This is a genomic window from Halosolutus sp. YCN4 (genome assembly GCF_059736495.1).
In genome coordinates, this window is record NZ_JCASSM010000007.1 from 94,161 (window position 1) to 120,057 (window position 25,897).

Consider the following 25,897-nt stretch of genomic DNA (forward strand, 5'->3'; position numbering starts at 1 on the left):
GCCGCCGGCCTACCGCTCGCGTCGAAGCCGATCGACGACGAACTCCCGATCGACCTTCGCGAGGAAGGGGCCGAGCTTCGGCCCCTGGTCTTCGTCGAAGAACAGCCGGTAGCCGGCCGCGAAGAAGTCGCCGACGGGGACGTCGTGGCGTTTCGCGGTCTCGTAGATTTCGCCCTGGAGGGCGTCCGGGTCCACGTCCTCGTCCGCCGCGACGAAGTCGGCGAGTTCGTCGAGCGCGTCCGCCGTGTTCGCGTCGAACTCGTGGTCGGGGATCTCGGTCCGCTTGAGTTCGTAGTCGAACTCGTTTTCGGTCCGCCGCGCCCAGTTGCGGGCCTTCTCGACCCGTGCCAGGGCGTCCTCGACGGCCCACTCGGGAGCATCGTCGGGAACGTGCCCCTCCCGACGGGCGATCTCCTCGCGCAGGTCGGGGTCGTCGGTCATGCCCAGCACCGCGGCGAAGGTGTAGGGGAGTCGGATACGCTCCTCGCGGGGATCCTCGACGACGAACGGGTAGACGCGCTCGGCGACGGCCCGCTCGTCCTCGCTCGCCTCGACTTCGCCGAAGTAGACGGCCTCGAGCCGATCGAACTCGTCGACTAGCTGGTCGAGCCGTTCGATGCTGAAGTCGCGCGCCTTCGCGGGGTCCTTCGCGAAGAAGTAGCGCAGGACCTCGGGTTCGAGCAGTTCGAGGACGTCCGAGACGAGGATGACGTTCCCCGCCGAGGAGGAGAACGGCTCGCCGTCGAGGGTGAACCACTCGTAGACCATCGGGACGGGCGGCTCGATTCCGAGGACGTTACGCGCGATGTCCTGTCCGCTGGGCCAGGATCCCTCGGCGTGGTCCTTTCCGAAGGGTTCGAAGTCGACGCCCAGCACCTGCCACTGGGCGGGCCACTCGAAGCGCCAGGGGAGTTTGCCCTCGCGCAGCGTGGCCGTCCCCTCGTGGCCACAGCCCTCGATCGTTCGATCGCCGGCGTCCATGTCCGTACAGCGGTAGTCGACGGTGCCAGCGTCACCCGCATCTACATCGACGCTCGTCACCGTCTCGGTAATCTTCCCGCACGCCTCGCAGATCGGGTTGAACGGGACGTAGTCGTCGTCGACCTTGTCCTGGTACTCGGCGAGGACCTCGCGGGCGCGATCCCGGTGTTCGAGGACGTAGCGGGTGACGTCCTCGAGTTCCCCGCGCTCGTACAGGTCCGTGTCCGAGAGTAGGTCGATCGGGACGTCGAGCGCGTCGGCGCTGTCCTGGATGATGGTCGCGAAGTGGTCGCCGTAGGAGTCGCAGCAGCCGAACGGGTCCGGAACGTCCGTGTAAGGAACGCCGAGATTGCGCCCGAGCGCGCCCGCGTCGACCTCGCCCAGATCGACGAGGTTCCCGTCGAGATCACAGAGGGTCCGCGGAAGCTTGCGGAGCGGGTCGCGATCGTCGGCGGTGAACACCTGTCGGACGTCGTAGCCGCGCTCCCGGAGCACCTCGGCGACGTAGTAGCCCCGCATGATCTCGTTGACGTTGCCGAGGTGGGGTACGCCGGAGGGCGAGATGCCGCCCTTGATGACGATCGGTTCCGCCGGGTCCTGACTCGCGGGTCGTTCCTCCCCGCTCGTCCCGTTCGTGGCCTCCCGCCGGTCGGCCACGCGCGCCTCCACGCGATCCGCGACCGTATCGGCCCAGAAGGCGTGGCGCGCGTCGTCGCCGTCCTCGCGTTGGAGGGTGTACGGACTCTCCGCGTCCGGGCTCGAAGCGGCGTCCGAAGCCCGATCGTCCTGGTCGCTACTCATGGTCGTCCTGGGCCCAGTAGGTCGGCTCCTCGCCCCCGCCGTCCGGAATGACGTCCGTTCCCTCGTGGTCGCCGTAGCGGACGGCGCGTGCGATCCGATCCGGATCGGTGCCGTCGAGGACGATCGTCCGCATCCCCGATCGCTCGATGATCTTCGCGGCGAGCAGGTCGACCGGGGCCGAGGCGCCGGCGTTCATCTCGAGACCGGCGATGACGTCGACCAGTTCCGCCGCGGAGAGTTCGTCGTACTTCGTCGCGTCGGCGTCCTCGTTCGGGTCCGCGCTGTAGACGCCGGGCACGCTGGTCGCGTAGACGAGCAGGTCGGCGTCGACGTATTCGGCGAGCGCGGCGCCGACGGCGTCGGTCGTCTGGGCCGGTGCGACCCCGCCCATGACCGACACGTGCCCCTGTCGGAGCGCGTCGCCCGCGTCCTCGTAGTCCCGTGCGGGCGCGCTGACGACGTCCTCGCCGAGCGCGGCGATGAGCAGGCGCGCGTTGAGCCGGGTGACGTCGATCCCCAGCTGATCGAGTTCGATCTCGTTTGCCCCCAGGTCGCGGGCGGCGCTGATGTACTCGCGGGCGACGCCGCCGCCCCCCACGACGGCACCGACGCGACAGCCGTCCGCGACGAGGTCTTCGACGACGGCGGCGTGTTCGGCCACCCGATCCGCTCCGGGTTCGGGGACGAGCACGCTCCCGCCGATAGAGACGACCACTTTCATGCTACAGCGGTGTAGCCGGGAGCGAATCTTAAGGGTTGCCAACTGCCGAGACACCGGGAAGCGCTCGCTCGGCAGGGAGTGACAGCCACGAGGTGTGGGGCGGTCGCCGTCCCGTCACCACGTCAGCCGTCGAGCGGCAAGACGAGCGCCTCCCCGTCCCGCTCGAACGTCGTCCCGAACTCGGCGGAGTGATCGCGCATCACCTCGCGGGACCACGCCGCCGCGTCGGGGCTCGCCTCGTGGACCGCACAGGCGTCGATCGCGGTCGGGTGGAGTCGCAGTTCCGTCGGCGTGCCCGCGTCCGTCACCGCGAGTTCGAACAGGAACCCGCGATCGTTGCGCAACTCGGCGTCGACCGCGTAGTCGTCGACGAAGTCGCCGGCGTCGTAGACGATCGGCGCGCCCTCGTGGACCTCGATCCCCTGGAAGACGTGGGCGCTGTGGCCGTGGATCACGTCCACGCCCGCTTCGACCAGCCAGCGACCGAACTCGCGAAACGCGTCGGGCGGCTCCGTCACCATGTTCGGCCCCCAGTGGAGGGAGGCGACGAGCAGGTCCGGGTCCGACTCGCGGGCCCGATCGAGCGCCTCCCGGACTCGGCGGCGCGTCTCCCCGTCGTCGACGCTCACGTCGATCCAGGCGGTCCCCGGCGACTCCTCGTCGGCCGCGTACTCCGGGGTGTTGTCGGTGAACGAGACCACGGCGACGTCGAGGTCGGCGATTGAGACGACGGCTGGATCGAGCGCCTCGTCGATCGTCTCCCCCGCGCCGGCGTGGGCGATGCCCGCCTCGTCGAGGTGGTCGATCGTGTCCAAGAGTGCCACCTCCTCGTAGTCGAGCACGTGGTTGTTCGCGAGCGCGCAGACGTCGACGCCCGCGCGCTCGAGCGCCGGGACGGCCCAGTCGGGGTCCGCGCGGAAGTGAAACGGCCGGTGGGTCCGTCGCCACTGTTGACCGCGCGTCGAGAGCGTACACTCGAGGTTGATCACCAGTCCGTCGAGCGCGCGCAGCCGATCGAGGACGTCACCCCACACCGCGTCGACGGCGCGCCGGCGCTGACGATCGTCGACGAGCCGGCCGAGCATCACGTCGCCGGTGAAGCCGATCCGGGGTGTCATACGGGCACGTACGTGAGCCGGGGAAAAAGATGTGACAGGGTGAGGAGCCGGTGGCTCGATCGGATTCCGGACTAACGAACGCGTCAGGGGCTTTCGCGGCGGTTCTGTGTGCATACGGCGCAGACTCGTCTCGGAGACGTGGCGACGCGGCCGGGTACGAACGTGTGGCGTGCGATCCGAACACGCGCCGACAGCTACAAAGTGTGACAACGCCGTCTAGTCGTACATGCACGTACTCGGCTGTCTGGACCGGGGGGCCGGCGAGGAGCGACGGGAGCAGGTCGTCGATCGGGTCGTCGATCGACTCGCCCGCGAGGGGCGGGTCGGCGTCGTCCGGTACGACGCGACGATCGCCGACGGCGCACACGAGGCGCTCACGATCGGCGGCGACGTCACCTACGGGCTCGGTGCCGACGGCGACTGGACGGCCTCGGGGACGGGGATGTCCGTCGCCGACGCCATCGACGCGCTGGCACCGGACTGCGACTACGCGGTCGTCACCGGCGTTCCGGACCTCCAGTACCCCGTGATCGCCGTCGGCCGAGACGCCGACGATCGGGACGACGTACTCGCGACGGTCGATCGGGCCGGCGAACTGGACACGGACGCGCTCGTGACCGCGCTCGAGGAGCGAGACCCCCACGAGACGCTCGACTCGCTCGTCGCCCGCGTCAAGCGCGCCCCGGAGGCCGAGCTATCGGGCGCGATCGCGACCTTCACCGGGCGAGTGCGCGCGAAAGACGACCCCGACGACGCACGCACGGAGTTCCTCGAGTTCGAGAAGTACGACGGCGTCGCCGAGGATCGAATGGCCACGATCGAGGCGGAACTGGAAGCCCACGAGGGGGTGCTCGCGGTCGAACTCCACCACCGGACCGGCGTCGTCAGGGACGGCGAGGACATCGTTTTCGTCGTCGTCCTCGCGGGACACCGCAACGAGGCGTTCCGGGCCGTCGAGGACGGAATCAACCGGCTGAAAGACGAGGTTCCCCTGTTCAAGAAGGAGGTTACGGTCGACGACGAGTACTGGGTTCACGAGCGTTCGTGATCGTTTCGCGGGTCGACCACAAGGGCTTTCTATCCGGCGAACGTTTCTAGAAACAAGTCAGAACCGTGATGCAGTGACGGTCGATCGCCCCACACCGATAACACGTTAGAATCGGTTTTAAAATTTCTAACCGCTTCTCAGGCGTTCGTAAAACCCATCGTAAATCGGACTAAAAGGTCGCTTACCCACAGGATATCTGAATGCAATCGAAACGCCGCTAACCATCCGTCCTTTATAACATATCTCTCCCACAACGGATGGATGTCGATGAGCACGACAGCCCAACCCTCCACGGAAAGCAAAGAACACCGCCTGAAGCGCTACCTGCGCGAACGCGCAGAAGACGGAGAGCTGTACTTCAAAGGGAAGTTCATCGCAGACGACGTCGGCATGTCCCCGAAAGAGATCGGCGCGCTGATGGTCAAACTCTCGGAGTCCGCAACCGACCTCGAGATCGAGAAGTGGTCGTACACGAGCGCGACCACGTGGCGCGTCGAACCCGCCTGATCGCCCATCGGTACACGCGAGACGGACAACCCCGTCCCCACGCGGTCGCCGCACCGACACGAACGGAACGCGCACACGCCACCCACGCACGCAGGCGATCACACGCCACACGCGTCTGATCGCCGATATCGTGCCGGCGCGTCGTTCACCGACGCCATCCGGCACCACGATCGACGATCGCGCATCCGCCCGACGCGCTGGTCCCCGTCGGCACGATTCTCATCGTTTCTTCCCGTTCAGGACAGCGACGCAACGATCGATCCACGAGCGGCGCGGGAGCACCCGAAGACGGGGACGCCTGCCGACGACAGTCGATTTATACGAGACGGCGAGTAATCACTGGTGATGGAGGACGTCGACTCGTCCAGGTTCGAACCGTCCACGCCTGACGGACCGACACTCGATGCGGGCCCACCGATCGATCGCATCGAGTCCGTGTTTGCCGTCTACGAGACGCGAACCGAGGGCGACCGACTGGTCTACTACGGCGATCCGCTCCGTCCGCCCGAACAGGTGATCCGCGAGCTATGGTCGGCGTTTCGGGAAGCGGGGTACGAACCCCAGTTGACGATCCGCCACGGCGAATACGTCATCGTCGCCGAACCGACCGATCTCGGTATCGACGGGATCCCGTGGACCAACCTGTTGCTGTTCCTGGCGACGATCGTCTCCACGCTGTTCGCCGGCGCACAGTGGTACTACCTCGATCCGTTCTCGAACCCGGCGGAACTGCTACGCGCGTTGCCGTTTACCGCTGCGGTGCTCGGGGTCTGGAGCGTCCACGAGATGGGCCACTACGTGATGAGCCGCCACCACCGCGTCGACGCCTCGCTGCCGTACTTCATCCCCATCCCGTCGCTCATCGGGACGATGGGGGCCGTCATCAAGATGAAGGGGCGCATGCCCGATCGGAAGGCGCTGTTCGACATCGGCGTCGCGGGCCCGCTCGCCGGGTTGATCGCCACGGTCGTCGTCACCGTGATCGGGTTACACCTCCCGCCGGTCCACGCACCGCCGGGGCTCGTCGACGATCCCGACGCGATCCAGATCAGCCTCGGCTATCCCCTGTTGCTGGAGTGGCTCGCGGCGCTGTTCGACCAGCCGCTGTACCGTGACGATCCGACGACCGCAGTGAGTCCGGTCGTCATCGGCGGCTGGGTCGGAATGTTCGTCACGTTCCTCAACCTGATCCCGGTCGGCCAGCTAGACGGCGGCCACATCCTCCGGGCGATGGCCGGGGAGTTCCAGGAGACGATCGCGGCCCTCGTTCCCGGCGTGCTCTTCGGACTCGCCGCCTACCTCTACTACATCGCGGACTACGGCCAGTACGCCGTGTTCATCTGGGTGTTCTGGGGCTTCCTGACCGCCGTGATCGCGGCCGTCGGTCCCGCCCAGCCGGTCGACGACGACGGGCTGGACAGCGGCCGGTTCCTGCTCGGGGTCCTCACCTTCGGCCTCGGCGCGCTCTGTTTCATGCCGGTGCCGATCGAGATGATCGTCTAGCCGTGCGTGTAGCCGCGATCGGCGAGTGGGTCCCCGTCGAGCGTGACCCCGTCCAGGACCGCGGACCCGATCGGCGTCAGCGCAACCGAAGTATCCGCACGACCCGCGGCCACGTCGTCCGCGGGGATCGTACAGATCAGTTCGAAGTCCTCGCCGAACGTCGTCGCCCGATCGAGCGCCTCGCGCTCCCCGTCGGTCGTCTCGAAGACGGCGTCGTCGATCGGGATCGGATCCGACTCGATCTCGAACCCGCAGTCGCTCGCCTCGGCGAGTTGGTGGAGCGATCGGGCGAGGCCGTCGCTCGAGTCCATCATGGCCGTCGCGTGGGGGGCGAGCGCCCGGCCGGCCGCGACGCGGGGCTCGAACTGGAACAGGTCGTTCCCGCGCTCGTGATCGCCCCGCTCGAACTGAGCGATCGCCGCCGCGGTACGCCCCAGGGTCCCGGTAACGCAGACGACGTCACCGGGGCGAGCCCCGCTCCGACGGACCGGATCGGCCGTTCGCCCGATAGCGGTCGTCGAGACGGTGAACTCGTCGTGGCCGTCGAGGTCGCCGCCGACGTACGCCGCGCCGACGGACTCGCAGACGTCGTTCGCGCCGCGAACGAACGCGAGCAGTTCCTCCGGATCGAATTCGGGGGCGGCGTAGGCGGCGACCGCGGCGATCGCCTCGGCCCCCATGGCCGCGACGTCCGACAGCGACGCCCCGACCGATCGCCAGCCGGCCGTGTACCGGGTCGTCCCCGCGGGAAAGTCCGTCCGCTCGTGGAGCATGTCCGTCGTCACGACCAGCCCGTCGACGATCGCGGCGTCGTCGCCGACGGGGTCGAGTTCGTCCGCCAGTAGTTTCAGGGCGGCCCGTTCGTCCATACCGGCCGTTTCGCGTCCAGTGCGAAAAACGACCCGGACCTGCCGGGAATCGAGCGGGCGATCGTCCTGAAGCGAGCAAGCGCCGGCAACGCACGGTATCGGCTGTCAACGCCGCCAGAGAACAACGATGGCCTTAAATGCCGCCGACGGGAACCACACGCCAATGGCTACGATGTACGACGTTCCGGCGGACGACCTCATCGAGGCGCTCGCCGAGGACCTCGAGGACCGACTCGACGAACCCGACTGGAGCGAGTTCGTAAAGACCGGCGTCGACCGCGAACTCCCGCCCGAACAGGAGGACTTCTGGGCGACCCGCGCCGCCAGCCTCCTGCGCAAGGTGGCCGATCGCGGCCCCGTCGGCGTCGAACGACTCTCGACCGAGTACGGCGGCTCGAAGGACGGCTCGACTCGCTACCGCGTCGCCCCCGACAAGCGCGCCGACGGCTCGAAGAACCTCATTCGAACCATCCTCCAGCAGCTCGAAGACGAAGGCCTCGTCGACATCGCGGAGGGTGAGGGTCGTCGCGTCACCCCCGAAGGACAGAGCCTGCTCGACGACACCGCCGGCGAGGTCCTCGAAGAACTCGATCGCCCGGAACTCGAGCGCTACGCGTAGACGATCGCGAGCGACGTCGTTTTCGAGACGCCGATCACGTCGAGAGGCCTCACTTTCCGCGGTCCGTAATCATTTTCCCGCCTGCAGGACAAACGTGTAGTATAGCTATGAGCGGATCACCCGACGAGGAGAAACTCGAGGAACTCCGACAGAAGAAGATGGAGCAGCTCCAGGAGCAGGCCGAGGGCCAGCAGGGGAGCGAGGCCCAGGAGGCCGCCCAGCAACAGGCCGAGGCCCAGAAGAAGGCCGTCCTGCGCCAGCACCTGACCGACGACGCCCGCAAACGGCTCAACACCGTCAAGATGAGCAAGCCCCAGTTCGGCGAGCAGGTCGAACGGCAGGTCATCACCCTCGCTCGATCGGGGCGCATTCAGGGCAAGATCGACGATGGGAAGATGAAACAGCTCCTCCAGGAGCTCAAGCCCGACTCGAAGAGCTTCGACATCAAGCGCCGGTGATGGAGCTCGGACTGCTCTACAGCGGCGGGAAAGATTCGACGCTCGCAGCGCTTCTCCTCGACGAGTTCTACGACGTCACGCTGGTGACCGGCCACTTCGGCGTCACCGACGACTGGAAGCACGCCCGGAACACCGCCGAGTCGGTCGAGTTCGCGTTCGAACGGCTCGATCTCGACCCCGACGTCGCTCGCGAGGCCGTCGATCGGATTCGCGAGGACGGCTTCCCCCGCAACGGCATCCAGCGGGTCCACCAGCACGCCCTCGAGCGGCTGGCCGGACAGGAGTTCGACGCGATCGCCGACGGAACCCGGCGCGACGATCGGGTGCCGACGGTCTCGCGCGCACAGGCTCAGAGTCTGGAGGATCGCCACGGCGTCGACTACATCGCCCCGCTATCGGGGTTCGGTCGGACCGCCGTCGATCGGCTGGTCGACGCCCGCCTCGAGGTGACGGTCGGGCCGAGCGAGGCGATCGATCGAGCGGACTACGAGGCCGAGTTGCGGGCGTTCATCGCCGAGGCGGACGGTCCCGAGCGGGTGGCCGATCTCTTCCCGGCGCACGACCAGACGTACGTCACCGACGTTCGCTGAGGATCCGTCGACGATCGCCGACGGATCGGTGCGATCGATTCCGGCGACGGCGCGGACGTTAACGAGTCCGTTACTGTCTTTTCCTCGTGATAGCGAGGCCATAACCAAACCCGAGTTCGTGGGAGTCGTTCGCACGCATGAGCGAACGCACGCAAGTACGCGAGGTCTTCGCGGACGTCGACCCCGATCCGGACGCGATCCTGGAGGCGAACGGCGTCGACTCCCCGGCGGAGCTAATCGCCGGCGGCGGAAGACACGATCCGATCGCGGACGAGGCGGCCGACGAGACGGCCGTCGCGGACCTGCTCGGGAACCTGAAGGACGCGGCGGACGAAACGGGCGAGCCAGCGGCCGATCGGGACGCCGACGACCCCGATTCGAGTCGAGATCCCGGGACGGCGGACGAGTCGACGGACGACACCGGGTCCGGCGGGTCGATCGAGATGGAAATCACGTTCGGCGAACCGTCGGTAACGGTCCTTTCGGGCGACGGCGCCGCCATCGACGACCTGCTCGGGAGCGTCCCGGCACCGGACGGACCGCGGGCAGGCGGGGTCGCGTCGGCCGACATGGAACTGGTCGGGTCGCCGACGGTCACGCGCGTGGCTAGCGACGCGTTCGGCAGTTGATCGGCCCGCACGCGCCGATCGATACCGCACGCGTCGCCACCGGCCGGTGCGAACGCGAGTGACTGACCGACGAATCGAGCGTCGGTGGACGAGTGGGCGAAATCGGACCGCCGGAAGGAAGGATAGAAGTTCGCCGTCGGCGAACGCCCTGTCATGTACGACCGGATCAAGGGCTTTCGAGACTTCTATCCCGGCGAGATGGGCGCGCGACGGGCGACCATCGACACGCTGGAGGAGACCGCCCGCACGTACGGCTTCCGCGAGATCGGGACCCCGGCGCTCGAACGGGCCGAGATGTGGACCGACAAGAGCGGCGAGGACATCGTCGACGAACTGTACGCGTTCGAAGACCAGGGCGGCCGCCACGTGACGCTGACGCCGGAACTCACGCCGACGGTGGCGCGGATGGTCGTCGCGAAACAGCAGGAACTGTCGAAGCCGATCAAGTGGTTCTCGACCCGGCCGTTCTGGCGCTACGAGCAGGTCCAGCAGGGCCGTCAGCGCGAGTTCTACCAGACGAACGTCGACATCTTCGGCTCGTCGGAACCCGAGGCCGACGCCGAAATCCTCGCGTGGGCGGCCGACGCCCTGACCGACCTCGGTCTCACCGAGGAGCACTTCGAGTTCCGCGTCTCCCACCGGGACATCCTCGGGGGCGTCCTCGAGACGTACGACGCCGACGTGGATATCACGGAGGCGATCCGGGCCGTCGACAAGTCCGAGAAGATCTCGCAGCCCGAGTACCACGACCTGCTCGTCGAGGCCGGCCTCACGTACGACCAGGCCGCCGCGTTCGACGACCTGATCGCGAGCGGCGACCTCGACGCGGTCGAGGAATTCGCCGACACCGATCGCGTCACCGCCGCCGTCGAGAACCTCCAGAACGTTCTCGCGGCCGCCGAGGACTTCGGCGCGCGCGAGCACTGCACCATCTCGCTCGAGACGGCCCGCGGACTGGACTACTACACCGGCGTCGTCTTCGAGTGTTTCGACTCCACCGGCGAGGTCTCCCGATCGATCTTCGGCGGCGGTCGCTACGACGACCTCATCGAGGAGTTCGGCGGCCAGCCGACGCCCGCCGTCGGCGTCGCGCCGGGGCTCGCACCGCTGTCCCTGCTCCTGCAGCGGGCGGGGGTCTGGCCCGACGAGGAACTCCGGACGGAGTACTACGTCCTCCAGGTCGGCGACACCCGATCGGCGGCCGCCCGGATCACCCGGGACCTGCGGGATCGCGGCCACGTCGTCGAGACGGACGTCGCGGGGCGATCGTTCGGCGCGCAGTTGGACTACGCCGACTCGATCAACGCCGAGACGGTCGTCATCGTCGGCGAGCAGGACCTCGCGAACGACGAGGTGACGATCAAGGACATGGCGTCGGGCGACCAGGTCCAGGTCCCCGTCGAGGAGTTCCCCGGCGATCGGGACCGCCCAACCTACGAGGACTTCGCCTGATCGCCGTCCACGCGTCTCCGCTGGCCGCCTCACGACCGCGTCTAACCCATCGGTATTAAAGACCCTCTATCGCGTGGGGGAAACGGAGCCGTTCCTGCCGAATGGGATCGAGATACCGGTATTAACCCCCGAGAGAGCCAACTCTCATCCGTGAGGTGACGACCAATGGCAACCAATCAAGCAACCGTACAGTGGCTCGGGAAACAGCAGGAGTTCGAATACGCCGACTCGGTCGCCGGCTACGTGATGGTCGGCGTGCGACTGATCGTCGGCTACTGGTTCCTCCACGCCGGCTGGGGGAAGTTCGCGTTCGTCGCCGGTGAGCCGTTCAACGCGGCCGGCTACCTGCAGAACGCCGAGTCGCCCATCGCGTGGCTGTTCGAGATCGTCGCCGGGACGCCCTGGCTGCTCGAGTTCACCAACGTGATGATCCCCCTCGGCGAGTTCCTCATCGGGCTGGGACTCATCCTGGGGGCGCTCGTGCGCCTCGCCGCCTTCTTCGGCGGCGTCCTGATGACGTTGTTCTACCTGGGCAACGCCGACTGGGCGCACGGCTACGTCAACGGGGACCTGATGGGCCTCATGTTGTTCGTGATCGTCGGCGTCTTCGCCGCGGGCCGCATCCTCGGCGTCGACGCCTACCTCGAGCAACTGGAGTTCGTGCAACGGCGGCCGTGGCTCCGGTACCTCCTCGGCTGATGCCGCGGGGGCAACGCCCGGCCGACCACTCGAACCGCTCCCAGTGACCCTCTGACAGCTGTCCGAGACTCGACCACTGTGCCCGGCGATCGGAACCCGCCCGCTCGCCGTTCGATAGCAACCGACCGTTTCTCTCGGGTGCGAACCCGATCGATTCCTCGCTTCGCTCGTGTTCTACCGGCAGGACCGATCGAGGGTCTTCGATCCCGCATCTACTCGACCGCCGGTCGTGATACGGTCGACCACGTCACGCCGCTCGATCGGCCCGTGGCCGGTCTCGACGTGGTGGTCGATCATCGCCCGTCCGAGGGCCGTGATCTCGTCCTCGCTCGCTTCTCGCTGCCAGTCACACTCGGTGCAGTACGCGGTCGGCACGACCGAAACGTCGGGATCGGTCGGACTGAATGCCCCGGTTCACATGTCGCGCGTATTTATTCAGCGGCCCCGACGGCCCCAGCCTCATCCGGGCCCTCGACGGCCCCAGCATTAACTACGGGGCCGGTGTACGACGGCCGATGGTCGACACGCCGAACGTCCTGCTCGTCCTCACCGACCAGGAGCGCTACGACTGCAGTGCCCCCGACGGGCCGCCCGTCGAGACCCCGACGATCGATCGACTCGCGAGCGAGGGGATGCGATTCGAACGCGCGTGCACGCCGATCAGCATCTGTACGAGCGCCCGCGCGTCGTTGCTGACCGGCCAGTTCCCGCACGGACACGGGATGCTCAACAACAGCCACGAGGCCGACGCGATCCGGGCGAACCTGCCCGCGGACGTCCCGACCTTCTCGGAGACGCTCGCGACGAGCGACGCCGGCTACGACCTCACGTACACGGGGAAGTGGCACGTCGGCCACGACCAGACGCCCGAGGACTTCGGCTTTTCCTACCTCGGGGGGAGCGACAAACACCACGACGACATCGACGATGCGTTCCGCGAGTACCGCGAGGAGCGCGGGACCCCGATGGACGAGGTGGCGTTCGAGGAGGCGGTCTACACCGGCGGCGGCGAGGGCACCTTCGTCGCGGCGAAGGCGCCGATCGACGTCGCGGACACCCGCGCGTACTTCCTCGCCGAGCGGACGATCGACGCGATCGAGGCCCACGCGAAGGGCGATCGGGACGGGCCGTTCTTCCACCGGGCGGACTTCTACGGCCCGCACCATCCCTACGTGATCCCCGAACCCTACGCCTCGACGTACGATCCCGACGAGATCGACCCGCCGGAGAGCTACGCGGAGACGTTCGACGGGAAACCGCAGGTGCACGAGAACTTCGTCGACTACCGCGGCGTCAGGGGGTTCGACTGGGACACCTGGGCCGAGGTGCTCGCGAAGTACTGGGGGTTCGTGACGCTGATCGACGACCAACTCGAGCGGATCCTCGACGCGCTCGAGGAGTACGGACTGGCCGACGACACCGCGGTGGTCCACACCTCGGACCACGGCGACTTCGTCGGGGGCCACCGCCAGTTCAACAAGGGGCCGCTGATGTACGACGACACCTACCGCATCCCGCTGCAGGTGCGCTGGCCGGGCGTCACGGAGCCGGGATCGGTCTGCGAGAAGCCCGTCCACCTCCACGATCTGGCACCCACGTTCCTCGACATGGCCGGCGTACCCGTCCCCGAGAGCTTCCACGCCCGGAGTCTCGTGCCGTTTCTCCGGGGCGACGACCCGGGCGACTGGCCCGACTCGACGTTCGCCCAGTACCACGGCGAGGAGTTCGGCCTCTACACCCAGCGGATGGTCCGTACCGATCGGTACAAGTACGTCTACAACGGCCCGGATATCGACGAACTGTACGACCTCGATCGCGATCCGGCCGAACTCCAGAATCTGATCGACCACCCCGAGTACGCCGACGCGCGATCGGCGATGCGGAAACGCCTGGTCGAGTGGATGTACGAGACGGACGATCCGAATCGGGAGTGGGTACCGGACGTGTTGCGGGACGTGCCGTGACGCGCTCGGAGCGGCGGCTTCGCTTCAGTACCTGCGGTGCGGAAGCGTACGTTTACGGTGCCCAGGCGGCTACCGTCCCGTACATGATCGCCGACGCAGACGGGACGGAGGGGGACCGATGACCGACGATCGAGCGACGGCGCTCCGCGAGGAGGCGGCCGAGTACGAGGCGATCGCCGACGCGCTCGAGGACCTCGTCGTGGAACTACGGGACGACCCGGTCAGGGAGTCGCGACTCGAGGGGCTGTTCGACGAGGCGAGTACGAGCAATCCGAATATCTGGAACACCGTGACGGCGTTCATCGACGTCGAGGACGGCGAGGCGATCGTCACGGAGGAGTCGAAACTGGCACAGGGAAGCTGGGCACCCGAAATCGTGGAGGACTGCGACGCGATGCTCAAGCTCGACATCGAGTACGGGATGATGCCCGACGACTTCAAATACCGCGCCGGGAAGGAACTGAGCCGGACGATCGAGGCGTTCCGCGAACAGGCAGCCGACGCGCGAGCGGAGGCCGCCGAACTCGAGGACGGAACGGACGGGGCCTGAGATCGGCCGCTCATACGGACTGCTGTCCGTCAATTCCGGTGCAACCGCAGACGGATCGCGGTTGCGCCGGTACATCGGTACAGCAATCCGTATCACTCGGTGACGACTCGTTCTCGCTCGAACCGCTCGTCGTCGCGCCCGTCCGCTCGCCAGCGCCACGAGCCGACCGCGAACGGCTCCAGCGAGACGATCACGTACGATCGATCCGGCCACGTCGCCCGCGCTTCGTCGGTCGCGCTGGGTCGCGGCGGGCCGCGGGGGTGAGAGTGGTAGAAGCCGACGATTTCCTCGCCGCGGTCCTCCAGGCGCTCGAAGATCGCGAGTTGTTCTTCGGGGTCGATCCGGTAGCGCGTTCGGGGCCGCTCGGCGACGTTTTCGGCGGGGTACTGGGATCGAACGCGGCTCCGGCCGTCGGGATCGTACTCACCGCCGAGAATGCCGCAGATCTCCGCCGGCCGACCCTCGCGTGCATGGTCGACGATCGCGTCGCGAACCGACGACGGGAGGACGAGCACGGGGTCAGTCGACCTCCGCTCGCGAGTCGCCGGTGGTGTCGCCGGTCTTCGCGGTGCCGGCGACGCCCCTCTCGATCGACGCGAGATCGTCGAACGGGACCGCAACGTCCCGATCCGGGGCGTCGAACCGATCGGGCTGGACGATCCCTGCGATCGCCTCGAGCGTGTCCACGAGCCGCGGGCCGGGCCGGTTGAGGTAGTGGTGGCCGTCGAGCGCCCAGACCCGATCGTTCTGCACAGCGGTGAGATCGTCCCAGCCCTCGCGATCGGCGAGATCGGATCGGTTCGCGGCGATCTGCTCCAGCCCGAACCCGCAGGGCGCGACGATCACGAGTTCTGGGTCGTACTCGCGGATGAGCGCCCAGTCACGAGGCCGCGACGGCTCGCCGACACCGGCCAGCCCGTACTCGCCGCCGGCCCAGGCGACGAGTTCGGCCGTCCAGTGGCCCGCGACCATGACGGGGTCAGTCCAGTCGAAGATCGCCACCCGCGGCCGATCGTCGTCGTCGAGACCGGCCGTTCGCTCTCGGACGGCGTCGATTCGGGCCTCGAGTTCCAGTCTGGCCTCTCGGGCGTGTGCTTCGCGGCCGGTCACCCGGCCGATCCGATCGAGGTCGTCGAGGACGTCCGCGACGCTGTGGGGGTCGGTCGTGAGGGCCTCTGGATCGGCGTCGAGTTCCGCTACCGCGTCCGCGACGACAGCCTCGTCGACCGCACAGACGTCGCACATCCCCTGCGTGACGATCAGTTCCGGATCGAGGTCGTCGAGGGTCTCGACGTCGACGTCGTAGACGTCGCTCTCGGTTTCGGCGGTTTCGAGGACCTGCCGATCGATCTCGGCGCTCGAGGCGTCGGTCTCGATCCGCGATCGGGTGACCGAGGGGAGCGATTCGACGCCCGGCGGGTAATCACACTCGTGAGAGACGCCGACGGGTTCGATGCCGAGCGCGGCGACGAGTTCGGTCGCCGAGGGGAGCGTCGTAACGATTCGCATACCGGTGATAGGGGCGGCGAGACCAAAAAGAGCGGCTTCGCGGGCGATCCACGGGGCAGGCGTCAGAAGTCGTCCGCCGGGCCGGAGTCGTCCTCGTCGCTCCCGTCGGCGTCCGATTCGTCGTCGATTGCGAACTCGTCGGCGTCCGACTCGCTGTCGGCGTCCGACTCCGCATCGGGCGCTCCGTCCGCGATGTCGATCTCGGTCACCGATCGGGAACCGACGCCGGCGGCGGTACCGGGACCGGACGCGGGTTCCTCGACGTCGAACTCGTCGGTCTCGAGTTCCTCGCCGTCGGCGGTGACGGTCCCGTCGTCGATCTCGATGACGACGCCGTCGTGGTCCGGTTTGCGGCCGACCAGCTGATTCGTCGCCGACTCGACCTCCTGGTTGACCGCCCAGACGAACCGCAGGACGGACTCGAGTTCGGACCCGACCTGACGGACTGTCCGATCGGCCGACAGTTCGCCGAGACTCCGGGCCCCCTCGGGGTGGAGGTACTGGACCGGATGGTCGGTCGGTACCTCCCGCAGGTCGAGGTCGAACGACCAGAGGTACGGAAGCAACTGGACCGCGTAGCCCTGCGGTTTCGGCGCACGTCGTCCCGCGGCGGTCAGAGCGACGTTCACGGCAGGTGATTCCGCGTCGGTGTCGAAGTACAGGCCGTCGAAGCCCGGAACGGAGACTCGCATACGCGAACGGTGACACTCGGTGCGGGTGAGTCCACAGGTGGCATGTTCAGCCCCGTTTTATACCGCGGCGTCGGGGCCGGTCGCGCGAGTCGCAATCAGGCGCGATCGGGCACGGCCCCAGAAAACCGATCGGGAGCGCTCAAAAGGTGTCCGTGAACTTGTCCCGCCGGTAGAGGTCGAGTTCGCTCACGCTGGCCCCCTCGCGCGAGGCGGCGAAGACGATCGCGTCCGCGAGTTCCCCGGGTTCGGTCGCCTCGTCCGGGTCGAAGGCCTCCGCGAACGTCGTCCCGTCCGTCGTCTCGAACTCCGTTCGAACCTCGGACGGATTGACGACCGTGACGCCGACGTCGTCGTCGCCGACCTGGGCGGCGACGCTCTTGGCGAAGCCCCGAACCCACCACTTCGAGGCGGCGTAGACGGGGTTGAACGATCGCGGGTACTGGCCGGCGAAACTCCCGACGAAGATCAGGTGACCCCCGCGTTCGCGAACGTGGGGAATCGCCGCCCGCGTCGCGTAGAAGACGCCGTCGACGTTGGTCTCCTGCATCGTCTCGTACTCCTCGGTCGTCAGATCGGCGACGTCGCTCCCGCGAGAGAGGCCGGCGTTGTTCACCAGCACGTCGATCCCGCCGAACGTCGCGACGGTTTCGTCGATCAGCGCGTCGACGTCGTCTTCCTCGCGGACGTTTGTCGGAACGACCAGCGTCTCGACGCCGTGGCTCGTCTCGAGTTCGTCCGCGAGTTCCGCGAGTCGATCCTCGCTGCGGGCCGCGAGCACGACGTTCGCGCCCTCGGCCGCCAGTGCGCGGCAGGTCGCCGCGCCGATGCCTGCGCTCGCTCCCGTAACGATCGCTACCTGATCGTCGAGTTGGTCTTCGGCCGTCATGGTTACCCCACTATGTGGGGCCCAGGACCGTCGGTGTTTCGCCGCTTCGCCAGCGGTGCGTTTGCATCGCCCGCCGCGAACCCGACACTGAAGTAGCCCCCGCACCTCGCGTGAGCACATGCGAAATTTTCATTTGACGACGGTCTGGGGGATTCCGATCCGGATCAACGTCTCGCTGCTGGTGTTCCTTCCGATCCTCGTCTGGCTGATCGCCGCGAACGGTCAGATCGGGATCTACGTCTCGCTCATCGACGATCTCGCGCCGGCGACCCTCGATCCGGCACCGCTGGAGGAGGGCGTGACCCCGTGGCTGATCGGCGTCGCGGGCGCCCTCGGGTTGTTCTTCAGCGTCGCGGTCCACGAACTCGGCCACGCCTACGCCGCTCGCCGTTACGACATCGGCACGGAGTCGATCACGCTCTGGATCTTCGGCGGCCTGGCCGCCCTCGAGTCGATCCCCAGAGAGTGGAACCGCGAGTTCTGGATCGCCGTCGCGGGGCCGATCACGAGCGTCCTGCTCGGCGTCGGCTTCGCTGGCCTCCTGCAGGTCGTCCCGGGCGGACTGCCGATCGTCGTCTTCGTCGTCGGCTGGCTCGCGGTCATCAACGTCGTCCTCGCGATCTTCAACATGATCCCGGCGTTCCCGATGGACGGCGGACGCGTTCTGCGGGCGCTGCTCTCCCGGAGACGACCGTACGTCCGGGCGACACAGATCGCCGCCCGCGTCGGGACGATCTTCGCGCTGCTGTTCGCCGTCGTCGGCATCCTCGGCTGGAATCCCGTGCTCGTGCTCGTCGCGCTGTTCGTGTACGGCGCGGCGACCACCGAGTCACGGACGGTCGTGCTCGACGAACTCCTCACGGACGTGATCGCGGCCGACGTGATGGACGCGCCGGTCCGATCGGTCCCCGCGGACGCCACGGTCGACGAGTTCGCGAGCAAGATGTTTCGAGAGCGACACAGCGAGTACGTGGTCGTCGACGAGGGCGACCTCGTCGGCTTCGTGACGCTGTCGGACGTGGGCCGGGTCGACCGCGCGGCGTTCGGAACGACGACGGTCCGCGAGATCGCGAGGGAAGACGTGACGACGGTCGAGCCAAGCGCACCCGCCTTCGACGTCCTGGTGTCGATGGGCCGGGCGCCGCTGGTCGTGGTCGTCGAGGAGGGCGATCCGATCGGCACCGTCTCCCGTCGCGGCCTGGGAGACGTCATGCAGCTCCGCCGGGAACTCGGCGCGCCCGGGCCGTTCGAACGCGTGCCGATGTGATCAGAGGTCGTACAGATCGCCGTACTTCGACTCGACGTACTCGAGGAAGTAGTCGGCGGTAAGCGGTTCCCCGGTCGCGACCTCGATCAGTTCCTCCGTCGGGTAGCGCTGACCGTGCCGGTGGACGTGCTCGGTCATCCACTCCCAGATCGGCTCGAACTCCCCCTCGCGGACGAGGCCGTCGACGTCCAGATCCTCCCTGATCGCGGCGTCTAGCTGTGCGGCCAGGACGCTACCGACGGTGTAGCCGTGGAAGGCCGCGAACCTCGCGGACCAGTGGGTATCCTGCAGACAGCCCTCCGCGTCGGTCTCGGGGCGAACGCCGAGGTACTCCACCATCTTCTCGTTCCAGACCTCGGGAATCTCCGAAACCTCGAGGTCGCCCTCGACGAACGCACGACCGATCTCACACCGGAGGATGATGTGGAGGTGGTACGTGAGTTCGTCCGCCTCGACCCGGATGCGGTTCTCGGGATAGATCCGATTGACTGCGGCGTACGCCTCGTCGACGGTAACGTCCTCCAGATGCGGGAACCGCTCTTTCACCCGCGGCAGGAACAGCTCCCAGAACGGCCGGGAGCGGCCGACGTGGTTCTCCCAGAACCGCGACTGGGATTCGTGGACGCCCGAGGACCGCGATTCGCCGAGGGGATTGCCGTACTCCGCCTTCGGGAGGCCGAGCTGGTAGGTCGCGTGGCCGAACTCGTGGATCGTCGCCATCAGCGCGTCGATCGGATCGTCCTCCCTGAATCGGGTGGTGATCCGGGCGTCGAACTGGTTGCCGGCCATGAACGGATGGGCCGCGGTGTCGAGGCGGCCGCGCTCGTCGGGGTAGCCCAGCAGGTCGACGACGTCCTCCGAGAGGGCCATCTGCTCGTCCTCGTCGTAGGTGTGCTCGGGGTCCGTGAACACCGACGGCAGGTTCCGCCCCTCCCGTTCGATCGCGTCGATCAGCGGAACCAGCCGATCGCGCAGTTCGTCGAAGACGCCCTCGACGGTCTCGAGGGGCAGGTACGGCTGGCTGTCCTCGTAGAGCACGCGATAGGGGTTCGCGTTGGGGTCGATCGCCGCCGCCCGCTCGCGGTGGATGTCGGCCAGTTCCTCGAGCGCGGGCGCGAAGCGGTCGAAGTCGTCCTCGGCCTTCGCTTCCTGCCATATCTGCTGGGCTTCGGCCTGGTGGGCGGCGAGTCGTTCGACCAGCTCCGACGGCACCTCCGCGGACCGTTCGTACTCCCGTCGGAGTTCCCGGACGACGGCGGCCTGTTCGTCGGTCAGATCCGCGGAATCGAGTTCGGTCACCCACGCTCCCACGTCGTCGTCGACGAGCAGATCGTGACTCACACCCGAAATCGTCGAGAGCTGGCCCGCGCGGGCCGGCGTCCCGCCCTCGGGCATCATCACGCGCTGGTCCCAGCCCAGCGTCATCGACGCCATCCGGAGGTTCGTCAGCTTCTCGGAGCGCTCGAGGAGGTCGCGGTACGCGTCGGGCGCACGCTCGGTGTCGTGTCCCTCGTCAGCGGTTGACATGTTTCGGTTCGAAGGAGAGAAGCGATACTAAATCCTGTGGTAGGGGCGAGCGACTCGAATCGATCGGAAAACGTCGGCAGCAGCGGATTACTCGAGGTCGTACAGATCGCCGTACTTCGACTCGACGTACTCGAGGAAGTAGTCCGCCGTGAATTCCTCGCCGGTGGCCCGTTCGATCAGGTCGGGCGTCGTGTACTGCTTGCCGTGCTGGTGGACGTTCTCGCGGAGCCAGCCGTTCAGGTCGTCGAACTCGCCCGCGCGGATGCGATCGTCGAGGTCGCCTCGCGGCTCGTCGCCGCTCGGCTGTTCCGAGGCGCTACGCGCCTCGCTCTCCAGTTCCTCTTCGGCCGCGGCGTACAGTTGCGCCGCGAGCACGGAGCCCAGCGAGTAGGTCGGGAAGTATCCGAAGCTCCCGTGGGACCAGTGGATGTCCTGCAGACAGCCTTCGGCGTCGGTCTCGGGGCGGACACCGAGGTACTCCTCGTACTTGTCGTTCCAGACCTCCGGTACGTCCTCGACGTCGAGGTTGCCCGAGATGAGGTCGCGCTCGATCTCGAACCGGATAACGATGTGGAGGTGGTAGGTGAGTTCGTCCGCCTCGACCCGGATGAGGTTGTCGTCGTAGACCTGGTTGGCGGCCTCGTAGGCCGCTTCGGGCGTGACGTCCTCGAGGGAGGGAAAGCGCTCGCGGGCGATCGGCAGGAAGTGCTCCCAGAACGGCCGCGATCGGCCGACGTGGTTCTCCCAGAGCCGCGACTGCGACTCGTGGACCGAGAGGTCGCGGGCCTCGCCGAGCGGGGTGCCGTACTCCTCGTCGGGGAGCCCGAGCGTGTAGTTGGCGTGGCCGAACTCGTGGATCGTGGAGGTGATCGACCCGAGCAGGTCGTCCTCCTCGAACCGGGTCGTCACGCGGGCGTCGAACTGGGTGCCGGAGGAGAACGGGTGCGGCGCAGTGTCGAGGCGGCCGCGATCCCAGTCGTAGCCGAGCGAGTCGAGCACGTCGCGCGCCAGGGCTTCCTGGTCGTCGTCCTCGAACGCACCGGCGAAGGCGTCGGTCGCCAGATCCGCGTCGCCGTCGTCGATCGCGTCGATCAGCGGGACGAGTTCGTCCCGAAGCCGTTCGAGCACCCGTTCGGCCGTCTCGAGGTCGAGATACGGCTCGTACTCGGCGAAGAGCACGGCGTAGGGGTCTGCGTCGGGATCGATGTGGTTCGCATATTCGCGCTTGAGTTCGACCAGTTTCTCGAGGGTCGGCGCGAACGCCTCGAAGTCGTCGTTCTCCTTGGCCGCCTTCCACTTGGGGTGGGCGTTGGCGGTCGTCTCGGAGATCTCCGCGACGAGTTCGCCGGGGACGCTCGTCTCGCGATCGTACTGTCGGCGGACCTCGCGGACGACCGCGGCCTGCTCCTCGTCGAGGTCGCTCCCCTCCAGTTCGTCGAGCAGGTCCCCCGTCTCCTCGGCGGTCAGGAGGTCGTGGCTGATCGAGGACAGCGTCGAGAGCTGCTGTGCTCGGGCGGGCGTCCCCTCGTCGGGCATCACGACTTCCTGGTCCCACCGGAGGATGCCGGCGGCGTTGCCGACGTTCGAGATGCGAGTGACTCGCTCTTCGAACTGTTCGTATGTGCCATCCGTCTCCTGTGGGGACTGATCTGTCGCCATTGAAACGTACTTGCTGTGGCAGCGGTTTCAACCTCGTGGTCTCCCTCTCACTCTGCCGTGACGCCGCGGATCGGTCACCGGTCCTGTCGGAAGAGCGTAGTGTCTGCTCGCGCAACCGTTCCGACGCCGGACCGCGGAGGCGGTGAGAGAGCGAACCCGTGAAACCCGCGTAGAACGTGCAAGCCGTGCCCTGTTCGCTCGCACTGTCGTGCGTTCGGATATGGTAGTCGCATCGATCATCGTCTTCCTCGTCAGCCTGCTCATCGGCGCGCTCGGCATCTACGTCGGCGCGCGAGCGATCGTCGGCGCCGGCGACTACGATCACGCCATCGTCACCGCCCTGATCGGAGCGATCGTCTGGGCGGTCGTCGGCTTCGTCGTCGGCTGGATCCCCTTGCTGGGACCGTTGCTCGCCCTGCTCGCGTACGTGGCCGTGATCAATTTCCGGTATCCGGGCGAGTGGACCGCCGCCGCGATGATCGGTCTCGTCGCGTGGGTCACCGTTCTGATCGTCCTCTACGCCCTCGCCGCGATCGGGGTGACCGGGTTCGAGGCGGTCGGCGTGCCCGGCGTCTGACCGGCGTCATCACGAGGTCCGTCCCGTACCGTTACCCGTCTGGACGACCAAGCTAGCCCGATGGGATTCTTCGAGGACCTCGGGCGAAAGGTCGGCCAGTTCACCCAGGAAGCGAAAGAGACGGCAGCCGAGGAGGCACCGTACGGCTGCAGGGACTGCGGGAACCGGTTCTACACGGAACAGGGGGAGTGCCCGCAGTGTGGAAGCGAGAACGTGGCGAAGCGCGAGCCGCGATCGGACGCGGACGAGAACGGCGAGCGCGAGGCTGGGACCGACGCCACCGGATCCGGTGAGACGACCGGCGAGGGCGCGCCCGACTCCAGCGACGACTCGAGACCCGAGTGAGGGACGGTCACCGGAGCCAGCCCTCGGCCGCCCGCCGATAGATCTCGGTACAGCGCTCGAGGACGTCGATCGAGACGCTCTCGTCGTCGGTGTGGGCCTCGCCGGGTTCCGACGGCCCGCAGACGACGGGCTCGGTCCCGGCCCGGGCGAGCCAGCCGGCGTCCGTCGCGTGCGGTTTCGTCACGAGTTCCGGTGTACCGGCCTGGGCGGCGTCGGCTGCGTCGCGAACCGTCTCGGCGAACGCCTCGTCCTCACAGTGCATCGGCGGCAGGTCCTGGTCGACGGTCCACTCGACGCCCGGGAGGTCCTCGACCCGGTCGATCCGGGCGCGTTCGCCCGGCACCGTGCGTTCGTCGACCGTGATCGCACAGCGATCGGGGACGACGTTCCAGCCGGATCCACCCTCGATTTCGGTGACGACGACGCTTCCCGCGAGCGTCTCGCCGGCGACCTCGATCGACGGGGGTTCGAGTTCGCGAACCAGATCCACGGCGTCCGTCGCGCGATAGATCGCGTTCTCGCCGGCCTCGGCCTCGCTCGCGTGGGCCGACTCGCCGCTCGCGGTGATCGTGCTTCCCCGACGGCCCTTGTGCGCGACCGCGACGTCGGTCACGCCCGGTGCGGAGTAGCCCGTCGACCCTTCGCCGACGATCGCGTAGTCGGGCGCGAACCCCCGTTCGATCGCGTGGCGCGCGCCGACGCCGCCGACCTCCTCGCCGACGAAACTCGCGAAGACGAGTTCGCCGGCCGGGTCGGCCGCCTCGAAGGCGATCATGGCTGCGGCGACGGCACCCTTCATGTCCGCCGCGCCGCGCCCGTAGAGCCTGCCGTCGCGTTCCTCGACGACGTACGCGGCGTCGGGACCCTCGTCACCGCTATCCGCTACCTGCGAGTCCGCCGGCGCGACGACGTCGTGGTGCCCGACCAGCGCCAGCGTCTCCTCGCCGCGTCCCTTGCGCGCGATCACGTTGCCGACCTCGTCGCGCCGGACCGCCGCGTCGGTTTCGCGGCGGAGCCAGTCCTCGATGTGATCGCCAGCGGCCGTCTCGTCCTCGTGGCTCGGGATCGCGACGAGGTCACGCGTCAGATCGACGATCGTCATGCCGCAGTCTTCCGGGCCCAGCGGGTTCAGCCTACCGGCGACGCCGGCCCACCCAGGGCGGTATCCGCGGACCGCGACTGACGACCGACTCACTGGACCTGCTCGTACACCGGCGCTCGATCGGGTTCGCCGTCGCTCGTCAGTCGGTCGACGCTCTCGCCGACGTCCCGCAGGCTGGCGGTCTGTTCCTGGCTGGCCGCGGCGACCGACTCGGCCGCGTCGGCGACCCGATCGGCGGCCTCCGAGAGGTCGTCGATCGAGTCGGCGATCGACTCGATGCTGTGTGCTTGCTGGTCCGTCGCCGCCGCCACGTCGTCCATGCCGGCCGCGGTCGACCGGGCCGACTCGTGAATCGCCTCGAGCGAGTCGACCGTGTCGCGAATCCGCTCCGCGCCGGTTTCGACCCGTTCGACCGTCTCGTCGGTCGTCTCGATCGTGGCCGCGGCGTCGGCCCTGACGGCTTCGACGGCCGATTCGATCGCCTCGAGGTCGGACTGGGTCTGCTCGGCGAACGAGCCGACCTCGTTCGCGATGACTTCGAGCGCGCCGGTCGCCTCGGACTCGCCCGAGCCACGGGACGCCTCGATCATCGCGTTTTTCGAGAGGAGCGTCGTTCGCGTGGCGAGGTCGTCCAGTCGCTCGACGACCTCGTCGATCTCGTCGGTGCGCCCCTCGAGCGACGAGACCGCCGTCGAGACGTCGTCGACCGCCGTTTCGATCGCCTCGAGTTCCGCGAGCGCCTCGTCGGCCGCGTCGACCCCGTCGGCGGCGAGTGATTCGGTACGCTGGCTCTCGTCGTGGACCTCGTCGGCGACGCTCGCGACCTCCTCGACGGCCGCGCTCACCTCGCCCACGTCGGTCGCCGCCCGATCGATCGAGTCGGCCTGACTCGCCGCGTGCGTGCTGATCGCCTCGGCGCGCCGTGCGACGACCGCGCTCGCCTCGTGCAGTTCGCCGATCGGTTCCTGCACGTCGGCCTCGACCTCGCGAGCCAGCCGTTCGCGACGTTCGATCGCGTCCTCGAGTCGCTGGGCGTAGGAGTCGACGTACGTATCGGTCGCGACCTGCAGGTCGAGGTTGATGATCCGCAGCAGCGAGAGGACGTCCATCATCCCGTCGTCGATCGCCGACCGGACCGTCTCCTCGAATGACTCGTCGAGGCCGTCGTTCTCGTCGTTGTCGCCGCCGAGACCGAGCGCACCGGCGAGGCGGCCGAACCCGCCGTCGTCTCGCTCGGCGTCGCGTTCCTCGGCCCACTCCTCGACGGCGTCGACGACCCGGTCCTGGACGCGCTCGTTGAGCCGCGACATGATGAGGTCGTAGTAGACGCCGTACTGCCCGACGTAGTGTTTCAGGGGCATGTCGAGCAGTTCGTGGAGTTTGCCGATCCGGGCCCGGTTCTTGAAGTACGCCCGGTCGTAGTCGCCGGTCGCGAGCGAGACGAGGTAGGCCTGCTGCGTCCGTTTGAGGGCCTCGACCCCCTTCGGCGATCGATCGATGACCTCGCGGGTCTCCTCGTACTTCAGGAGGTTCTCGTAGAAGTCGTCGGCGATCTGCTCCCGGTTCGCTCGCAACAGCGGTTCGAGGGCCGAGAGCCGGCGCTCGTCGGCGTCGTCGAAACCGATGAAATCCTTTCGCCAGGCGATCTCGTCCTCGTCGAGTCCGATGTCGTCGACGAGGTCGTCGACGTCGAGATACGGGTTCAGTCCACCGCGACCGAACGACTCCGCTGGGTTCATGCGAGAACGTGTTCGGCCCGTCCTTTAAGCGTCGGCGTGACTTCCCGCGACGCTGGAACGTCACGAAAATCGATACCAGTCGAGT

28 protein-coding genes are annotated in these 25,897 nt (G+C 67.7%); 15 read left to right on the forward strand and 13 right to left on the reverse strand.

Going from position 1 to position 25,897, the window contains the following annotated elements; genetic code table 11:
* Positions 1-9: 9 nt before the first annotated feature.
* From lysS to AC6I6X_RS21080, 3 genes are all read right to left on the reverse strand, one after another.
* Positions 10-1,782 carry a lysine--tRNA ligase gene (gene lysS, locus AC6I6X_RS21070; protein WP_497932531.1) on the reverse strand — a complete coding sequence of 591 codons (1,773 nt, stop codon included), beginning with the start codon at positions 1,780-1,782 and terminating at the stop codon, positions 10-12.
* Complete coding sequence (pyrH, locus tag AC6I6X_RS21075; protein WP_497932532.1) at positions 1,775-2,503, reverse strand: UMP kinase; 729 nt, start codon at positions 2,501-2,503, stop codon at positions 1,775-1,777. Before pyrH ends, lysS begins: the two co-directional genes overlap by 8 nt.
* A gap of 122 nt (positions 2,504-2,625) precedes the next feature.
* Positions 2,626-3,621, reverse strand: a complete 996-nt coding sequence (locus AC6I6X_RS21080; RefSeq protein WP_497932533.1) for a CapA family protein — start codon at positions 3,619-3,621, stop codon at positions 2,626-2,628.
* Positions 3,622-3,847: 226 nt separating this feature from the next.
* Here AC6I6X_RS21080 and AC6I6X_RS21085 point away from each other — a divergent pair, with 226 nt between their 5' ends.
* From AC6I6X_RS21085 to AC6I6X_RS21095, 3 genes are all read left to right on the forward strand, one after another.
* The gene (locus AC6I6X_RS21085) at positions 3,848-4,669 is read left to right on the forward strand and encodes a molybdopterin synthase (RefSeq protein WP_497932534.1); all 822 of its coding nucleotides are present in this window, start codon (positions 3,848-3,850) and stop codon (positions 4,667-4,669) included.
* Between the two features lie 261 nt (positions 4,670-4,930).
* Positions 4,931-5,176, forward strand: coding sequence for a DUF7123 family protein (locus tag AC6I6X_RS21090; protein WP_160063167.1), 246 nt, complete (start codon positions 4,931-4,933; stop codon positions 5,174-5,176).
* A gap of 345 nt (positions 5,177-5,521) precedes the next feature.
* Positions 5,522-6,679 carry a site-2 protease family protein gene (locus tag AC6I6X_RS21095; RefSeq protein WP_497932535.1) on the forward strand — a complete coding sequence of 386 codons (1,158 nt, stop codon included), beginning with the start codon at positions 5,522-5,524 and terminating at the stop codon, positions 6,677-6,679.
* On the opposite strand, the gene thiL is transcribed toward AC6I6X_RS21095, so the two are convergent.
* The gene (gene thiL, locus AC6I6X_RS21100; protein WP_497932536.1) at positions 6,676-7,548 is read right to left on the reverse strand and encodes a thiamine-phosphate kinase; all 873 of its coding nucleotides are present in this window, start codon (positions 7,546-7,548) and stop codon (positions 6,676-6,678) included. The genes AC6I6X_RS21095 and thiL overlap by 4 nt on opposite strands.
* A 163-nt stretch (positions 7,549-7,711) precedes the next feature.
* On the opposite strand from thiL, the gene AC6I6X_RS21105 reads away from it, so the two are divergent.
* From AC6I6X_RS21105 to AC6I6X_RS21130, 6 genes are all read left to right on the forward strand, one after another.
* Entirely contained in the window at positions 7,712-8,167 is a 456-nt protein-coding gene (locus AC6I6X_RS21105; protein ID WP_497932537.1) for a 30S ribosomal protein S19e, read from the forward strand.
* A 107-nt stretch (positions 8,168-8,274) separates the two neighbouring features.
* Complete coding sequence (locus tag AC6I6X_RS21110; protein WP_497932538.1) at positions 8,275-8,625, forward strand: DNA-binding protein; 351 nt, start codon at positions 8,275-8,277, stop codon at positions 8,623-8,625.
* Entirely contained in the window at positions 8,625-9,215 is a 591-nt protein-coding gene (locus AC6I6X_RS21115) for a DUF7411 family protein (protein WP_497932539.1), read from the forward strand. Before AC6I6X_RS21110 ends, AC6I6X_RS21115 begins: the two co-directional genes overlap by 1 nt.
* Before the next feature lie 137 nt (positions 9,216-9,352).
* On the forward strand, positions 9,353-9,844 hold the full coding sequence (locus tag AC6I6X_RS21120) for a hypothetical protein (protein ID WP_497932540.1): 492 nt from the start codon (positions 9,353-9,355) through the stop codon (positions 9,842-9,844).
* A gap of 153 nt (positions 9,845-9,997) precedes the next feature.
* Entirely contained in the window at positions 9,998-11,296 is a 1,299-nt protein-coding gene (gene hisS, locus AC6I6X_RS21125; RefSeq protein ID WP_497932541.1) for a histidine--tRNA ligase, read from the forward strand.
* A 165-nt stretch (positions 11,297-11,461) separates the two neighbouring features.
* Positions 11,462-11,995 carry a DoxX family protein gene (locus tag AC6I6X_RS21130; RefSeq protein ID WP_497932542.1) on the forward strand — a complete coding sequence of 178 codons (534 nt, stop codon included), beginning with the start codon at positions 11,462-11,464 and terminating at the stop codon, positions 11,993-11,995.
* Positions 11,996-12,169: 174 nt separating this feature from the next.
* Here AC6I6X_RS21130 and AC6I6X_RS21135 read toward each other — a convergent pair whose 3' ends face one another.
* Positions 12,170-12,370, reverse strand: coding sequence for a hypothetical protein (locus AC6I6X_RS21135; RefSeq protein WP_497932543.1), 201 nt, complete (start codon positions 12,368-12,370; stop codon positions 12,170-12,172).
* A 140-nt stretch (positions 12,371-12,510) separates the two neighbouring features.
* On the opposite strand from AC6I6X_RS21135, the gene AC6I6X_RS21140 reads away from it, so the two are divergent.
* Genes AC6I6X_RS21140 through AC6I6X_RS21150 form a run of 3 tightly spaced genes read left to right on the forward strand, consistent with a single transcriptional unit; the run spans position 12,511 to position 14,509 of the window.
* A complete protein-coding gene (locus tag AC6I6X_RS21140) occupies positions 12,511-13,959 on the forward strand; it encodes a sulfatase family protein (RefSeq protein ID WP_497932544.1) in 1,449 nt (482 codons plus the stop codon).
* A complete protein-coding gene (locus AC6I6X_RS21145) occupies positions 13,956-14,081 on the forward strand; it encodes a hypothetical protein (protein ID WP_497932545.1) in 126 nt (41 codons plus the stop codon). Before AC6I6X_RS21140 ends, AC6I6X_RS21145 begins: the two co-directional genes overlap by 4 nt.
* A complete protein-coding gene (locus AC6I6X_RS21150; protein ID WP_497932546.1) occupies positions 14,078-14,509 on the forward strand; it encodes a hypothetical protein in 432 nt (143 codons plus the stop codon). The genes AC6I6X_RS21145 and AC6I6X_RS21150 overlap by 4 nt, the downstream gene beginning before the upstream one ends.
* A gap of 92 nt (positions 14,510-14,601) precedes the next feature.
* Here the strand turns inward: AC6I6X_RS21150 and AC6I6X_RS21155 are convergent, their stop codons facing one another.
* The 4 genes from AC6I6X_RS21155 to AC6I6X_RS21170 all read right to left on the reverse strand — a co-directional run bounded on the left by AC6I6X_RS21155 (position 14,602) and on the right by AC6I6X_RS21170 (position 17,596).
* Positions 14,602-15,024, reverse strand: coding sequence for a desampylase (locus AC6I6X_RS21155; protein WP_497932547.1), 423 nt, complete (start codon positions 15,022-15,024; stop codon positions 14,602-14,604).
* A gap of 4 nt (positions 15,025-15,028) precedes the next feature.
* Entirely contained in the window at positions 15,029-16,018 is a 990-nt protein-coding gene (locus AC6I6X_RS21160) for an ABC transporter substrate-binding protein (protein WP_497932548.1), read from the reverse strand.
* Positions 16,019-16,080: 62 nt separating this feature from the next.
* Entirely contained in the window at positions 16,081-16,710 is a 630-nt protein-coding gene (locus AC6I6X_RS21165) for a hypothetical protein (protein WP_497932549.1), read from the reverse strand.
* Positions 16,711-16,849: 139 nt separating this feature from the next.
* Positions 16,850-17,596, reverse strand: coding sequence for an SDR family oxidoreductase (locus AC6I6X_RS21170; protein ID WP_497932550.1), 747 nt, complete (start codon positions 17,594-17,596; stop codon positions 16,850-16,852).
* 118 nt (positions 17,597-17,714) lie between these two features.
* Here AC6I6X_RS21170 and AC6I6X_RS21175 point away from each other — a divergent pair, with 118 nt between their 5' ends.
* Positions 17,715-18,863: a site-2 protease family protein gene (locus AC6I6X_RS21175; protein WP_497932551.1), complete on the forward strand. Its 1,149-nt coding sequence runs from the start codon at positions 17,715-17,717 to the stop codon at positions 18,861-18,863.
* On the opposite strand, the gene AC6I6X_RS21180 is transcribed toward AC6I6X_RS21175, so the two are convergent.
* Positions 18,864-20,390 carry a carboxypeptidase M32 gene (locus AC6I6X_RS21180; protein WP_497932552.1) on the reverse strand — a complete coding sequence of 509 codons (1,527 nt, stop codon included), beginning with the start codon at positions 20,388-20,390 and terminating at the stop codon, positions 18,864-18,866.
* Between the two features lie 87 nt (positions 20,391-20,477).
* The gene (locus tag AC6I6X_RS21185; protein WP_497932553.1) at positions 20,478-22,049 is read right to left on the reverse strand and encodes a carboxypeptidase M32; all 1,572 of its coding nucleotides are present in this window, start codon (positions 22,047-22,049) and stop codon (positions 20,478-20,480) included.
* A 220-nt stretch (positions 22,050-22,269) separates the two neighbouring features.
* Between AC6I6X_RS21185 and AC6I6X_RS21190 the strand changes: the two genes are divergently transcribed.
* Positions 22,270-22,626, forward strand: coding sequence for a hypothetical protein (locus AC6I6X_RS21190; protein ID WP_497932554.1), 357 nt, complete (start codon positions 22,270-22,272; stop codon positions 22,624-22,626).
* Between the two features lie 60 nt (positions 22,627-22,686).
* Positions 22,687-22,971, forward strand: coding sequence for a zinc ribbon domain-containing protein (locus AC6I6X_RS21195; protein ID WP_497932556.1), 285 nt, complete (start codon positions 22,687-22,689; stop codon positions 22,969-22,971).
* 7 nt (positions 22,972-22,978) lie between these two features.
* Here the strand turns inward: AC6I6X_RS21195 and AC6I6X_RS21200 are convergent, their stop codons facing one another.
* Complete coding sequence (locus AC6I6X_RS21200) at positions 22,979-24,073, reverse strand: M20 family metallopeptidase (RefSeq protein WP_497932557.1); 1,095 nt, start codon at positions 24,071-24,073, stop codon at positions 22,979-22,981.
* An 89-nt stretch (positions 24,074-24,162) separates the two neighbouring features.
* Positions 24,163-25,812 carry a protoglobin domain-containing protein gene (locus AC6I6X_RS21205; protein WP_497932558.1) on the reverse strand — a complete coding sequence of 550 codons (1,650 nt, stop codon included), beginning with the start codon at positions 25,810-25,812 and terminating at the stop codon, positions 24,163-24,165.
* Between the last annotated feature and the right edge of the window lie 85 nt (positions 25,813-25,897).

Coding starts and splice junctions, on each gene's coding strand:
- AC6I6X_RS21140 (WP_497932544.1), top strand. CDS start 12,511: ATGGTCGACACGCCGAACGTCCTGCTCGTCCTCACCGACCAGGAGCGC.
- AC6I6X_RS21080 (WP_497932533.1), bottom strand. CDS start 3,621: ATGACACCCCGGATCGGCTTCACCGGCGACGTGATGCTCGGCCGGCTC.
- pyrH (WP_497932532.1), bottom strand. CDS start 2,503: ATGAAAGTGGTCGTCTCTATCGGCGGGAGCGTGCTCGTCCCCGAACCC.
- AC6I6X_RS21090 (WP_160063167.1), top strand. CDS start 4,931: ATGTCGATGAGCACGACAGCCCAACCCTCCACGGAAAGCAAAGAACAC.
- AC6I6X_RS21160 (WP_497932548.1), bottom strand. CDS start 16,018: ATGCGAATCGTTACGACGCTCCCCTCGGCGACCGAACTCGTCGCCGCG.
- AC6I6X_RS21175 (WP_497932551.1), top strand. CDS start 17,715: ATGCGAAATTTTCATTTGACGACGGTCTGGGGGATTCCGATCCGGATC.
- AC6I6X_RS21095 (WP_497932535.1), top strand. CDS start 5,522: ATGGAGGACGTCGACTCGTCCAGGTTCGAACCGTCCACGCCTGACGGA.
- AC6I6X_RS21120 (WP_497932540.1), top strand. CDS start 9,353: ATGAGCGAACGCACGCAAGTACGCGAGGTCTTCGCGGACGTCGACCCC.
- AC6I6X_RS21190 (WP_497932554.1), top strand. CDS start 22,270: ATGGTAGTCGCATCGATCATCGTCTTCCTCGTCAGCCTGCTCATCGGC.
- AC6I6X_RS21170 (WP_497932550.1), bottom strand. CDS start 17,596: ATGACGGCCGAAGACCAACTCGACGATCAGGTAGCGATCGTTACGGGA.
- AC6I6X_RS21165 (WP_497932549.1), bottom strand. CDS start 16,710: ATGCGAGTCTCCGTTCCGGGCTTCGACGGCCTGTACTTCGACACCGAC.
- AC6I6X_RS21150 (WP_497932546.1), top strand. CDS start 14,078: ATGACCGACGATCGAGCGACGGCGCTCCGCGAGGAGGCGGCCGAGTAC.
- AC6I6X_RS21105 (WP_497932537.1), top strand. CDS start 7,712: ATGGCTACGATGTACGACGTTCCGGCGGACGACCTCATCGAGGCGCTC.
- AC6I6X_RS21195 (WP_497932556.1), top strand. CDS start 22,687: ATGGGATTCTTCGAGGACCTCGGGCGAAAGGTCGGCCAGTTCACCCAG.
- hisS (WP_497932541.1), top strand. CDS start 9,998: ATGTACGACCGGATCAAGGGCTTTCGAGACTTCTATCCCGGCGAGATG.
- AC6I6X_RS21205 (WP_497932558.1), bottom strand. CDS start 25,812: ATGAACCCAGCGGAGTCGTTCGGTCGCGGTGGACTGAACCCGTATCTC.
- AC6I6X_RS21130 (WP_497932542.1), top strand. CDS start 11,462: ATGGCAACCAATCAAGCAACCGTACAGTGGCTCGGGAAACAGCAGGAG.
- AC6I6X_RS21180 (WP_497932552.1), bottom strand. CDS start 20,390: ATGTCAACCGCTGACGAGGGACACGACACCGAGCGTGCGCCCGACGCG.
- AC6I6X_RS21200 (WP_497932557.1), bottom strand. CDS start 24,073: ATGACGATCGTCGATCTGACGCGTGACCTCGTCGCGATCCCGAGCCAC.
- thiL (WP_497932536.1), bottom strand. CDS start 7,548: ATGGACGAACGGGCCGCCCTGAAACTACTGGCGGACGAACTCGACCCC.
- AC6I6X_RS21115 (WP_497932539.1), top strand. CDS start 8,625: ATGGAGCTCGGACTGCTCTACAGCGGCGGGAAAGATTCGACGCTCGCA.
- AC6I6X_RS21085 (WP_497932534.1), top strand. CDS start 3,848: ATGCACGTACTCGGCTGTCTGGACCGGGGGGCCGGCGAGGAGCGACGG.
- AC6I6X_RS21185 (WP_497932553.1), bottom strand. CDS start 22,049: ATGGCGACAGATCAGTCCCCACAGGAGACGGATGGCACATACGAACAG.
- lysS (WP_497932531.1), bottom strand. CDS start 1,782: ATGAGTAGCGACCAGGACGATCGGGCTTCGGACGCCGCTTCGAGCCCG.
- AC6I6X_RS21110 (WP_497932538.1), top strand. CDS start 8,275: ATGAGCGGATCACCCGACGAGGAGAAACTCGAGGAACTCCGACAGAAG.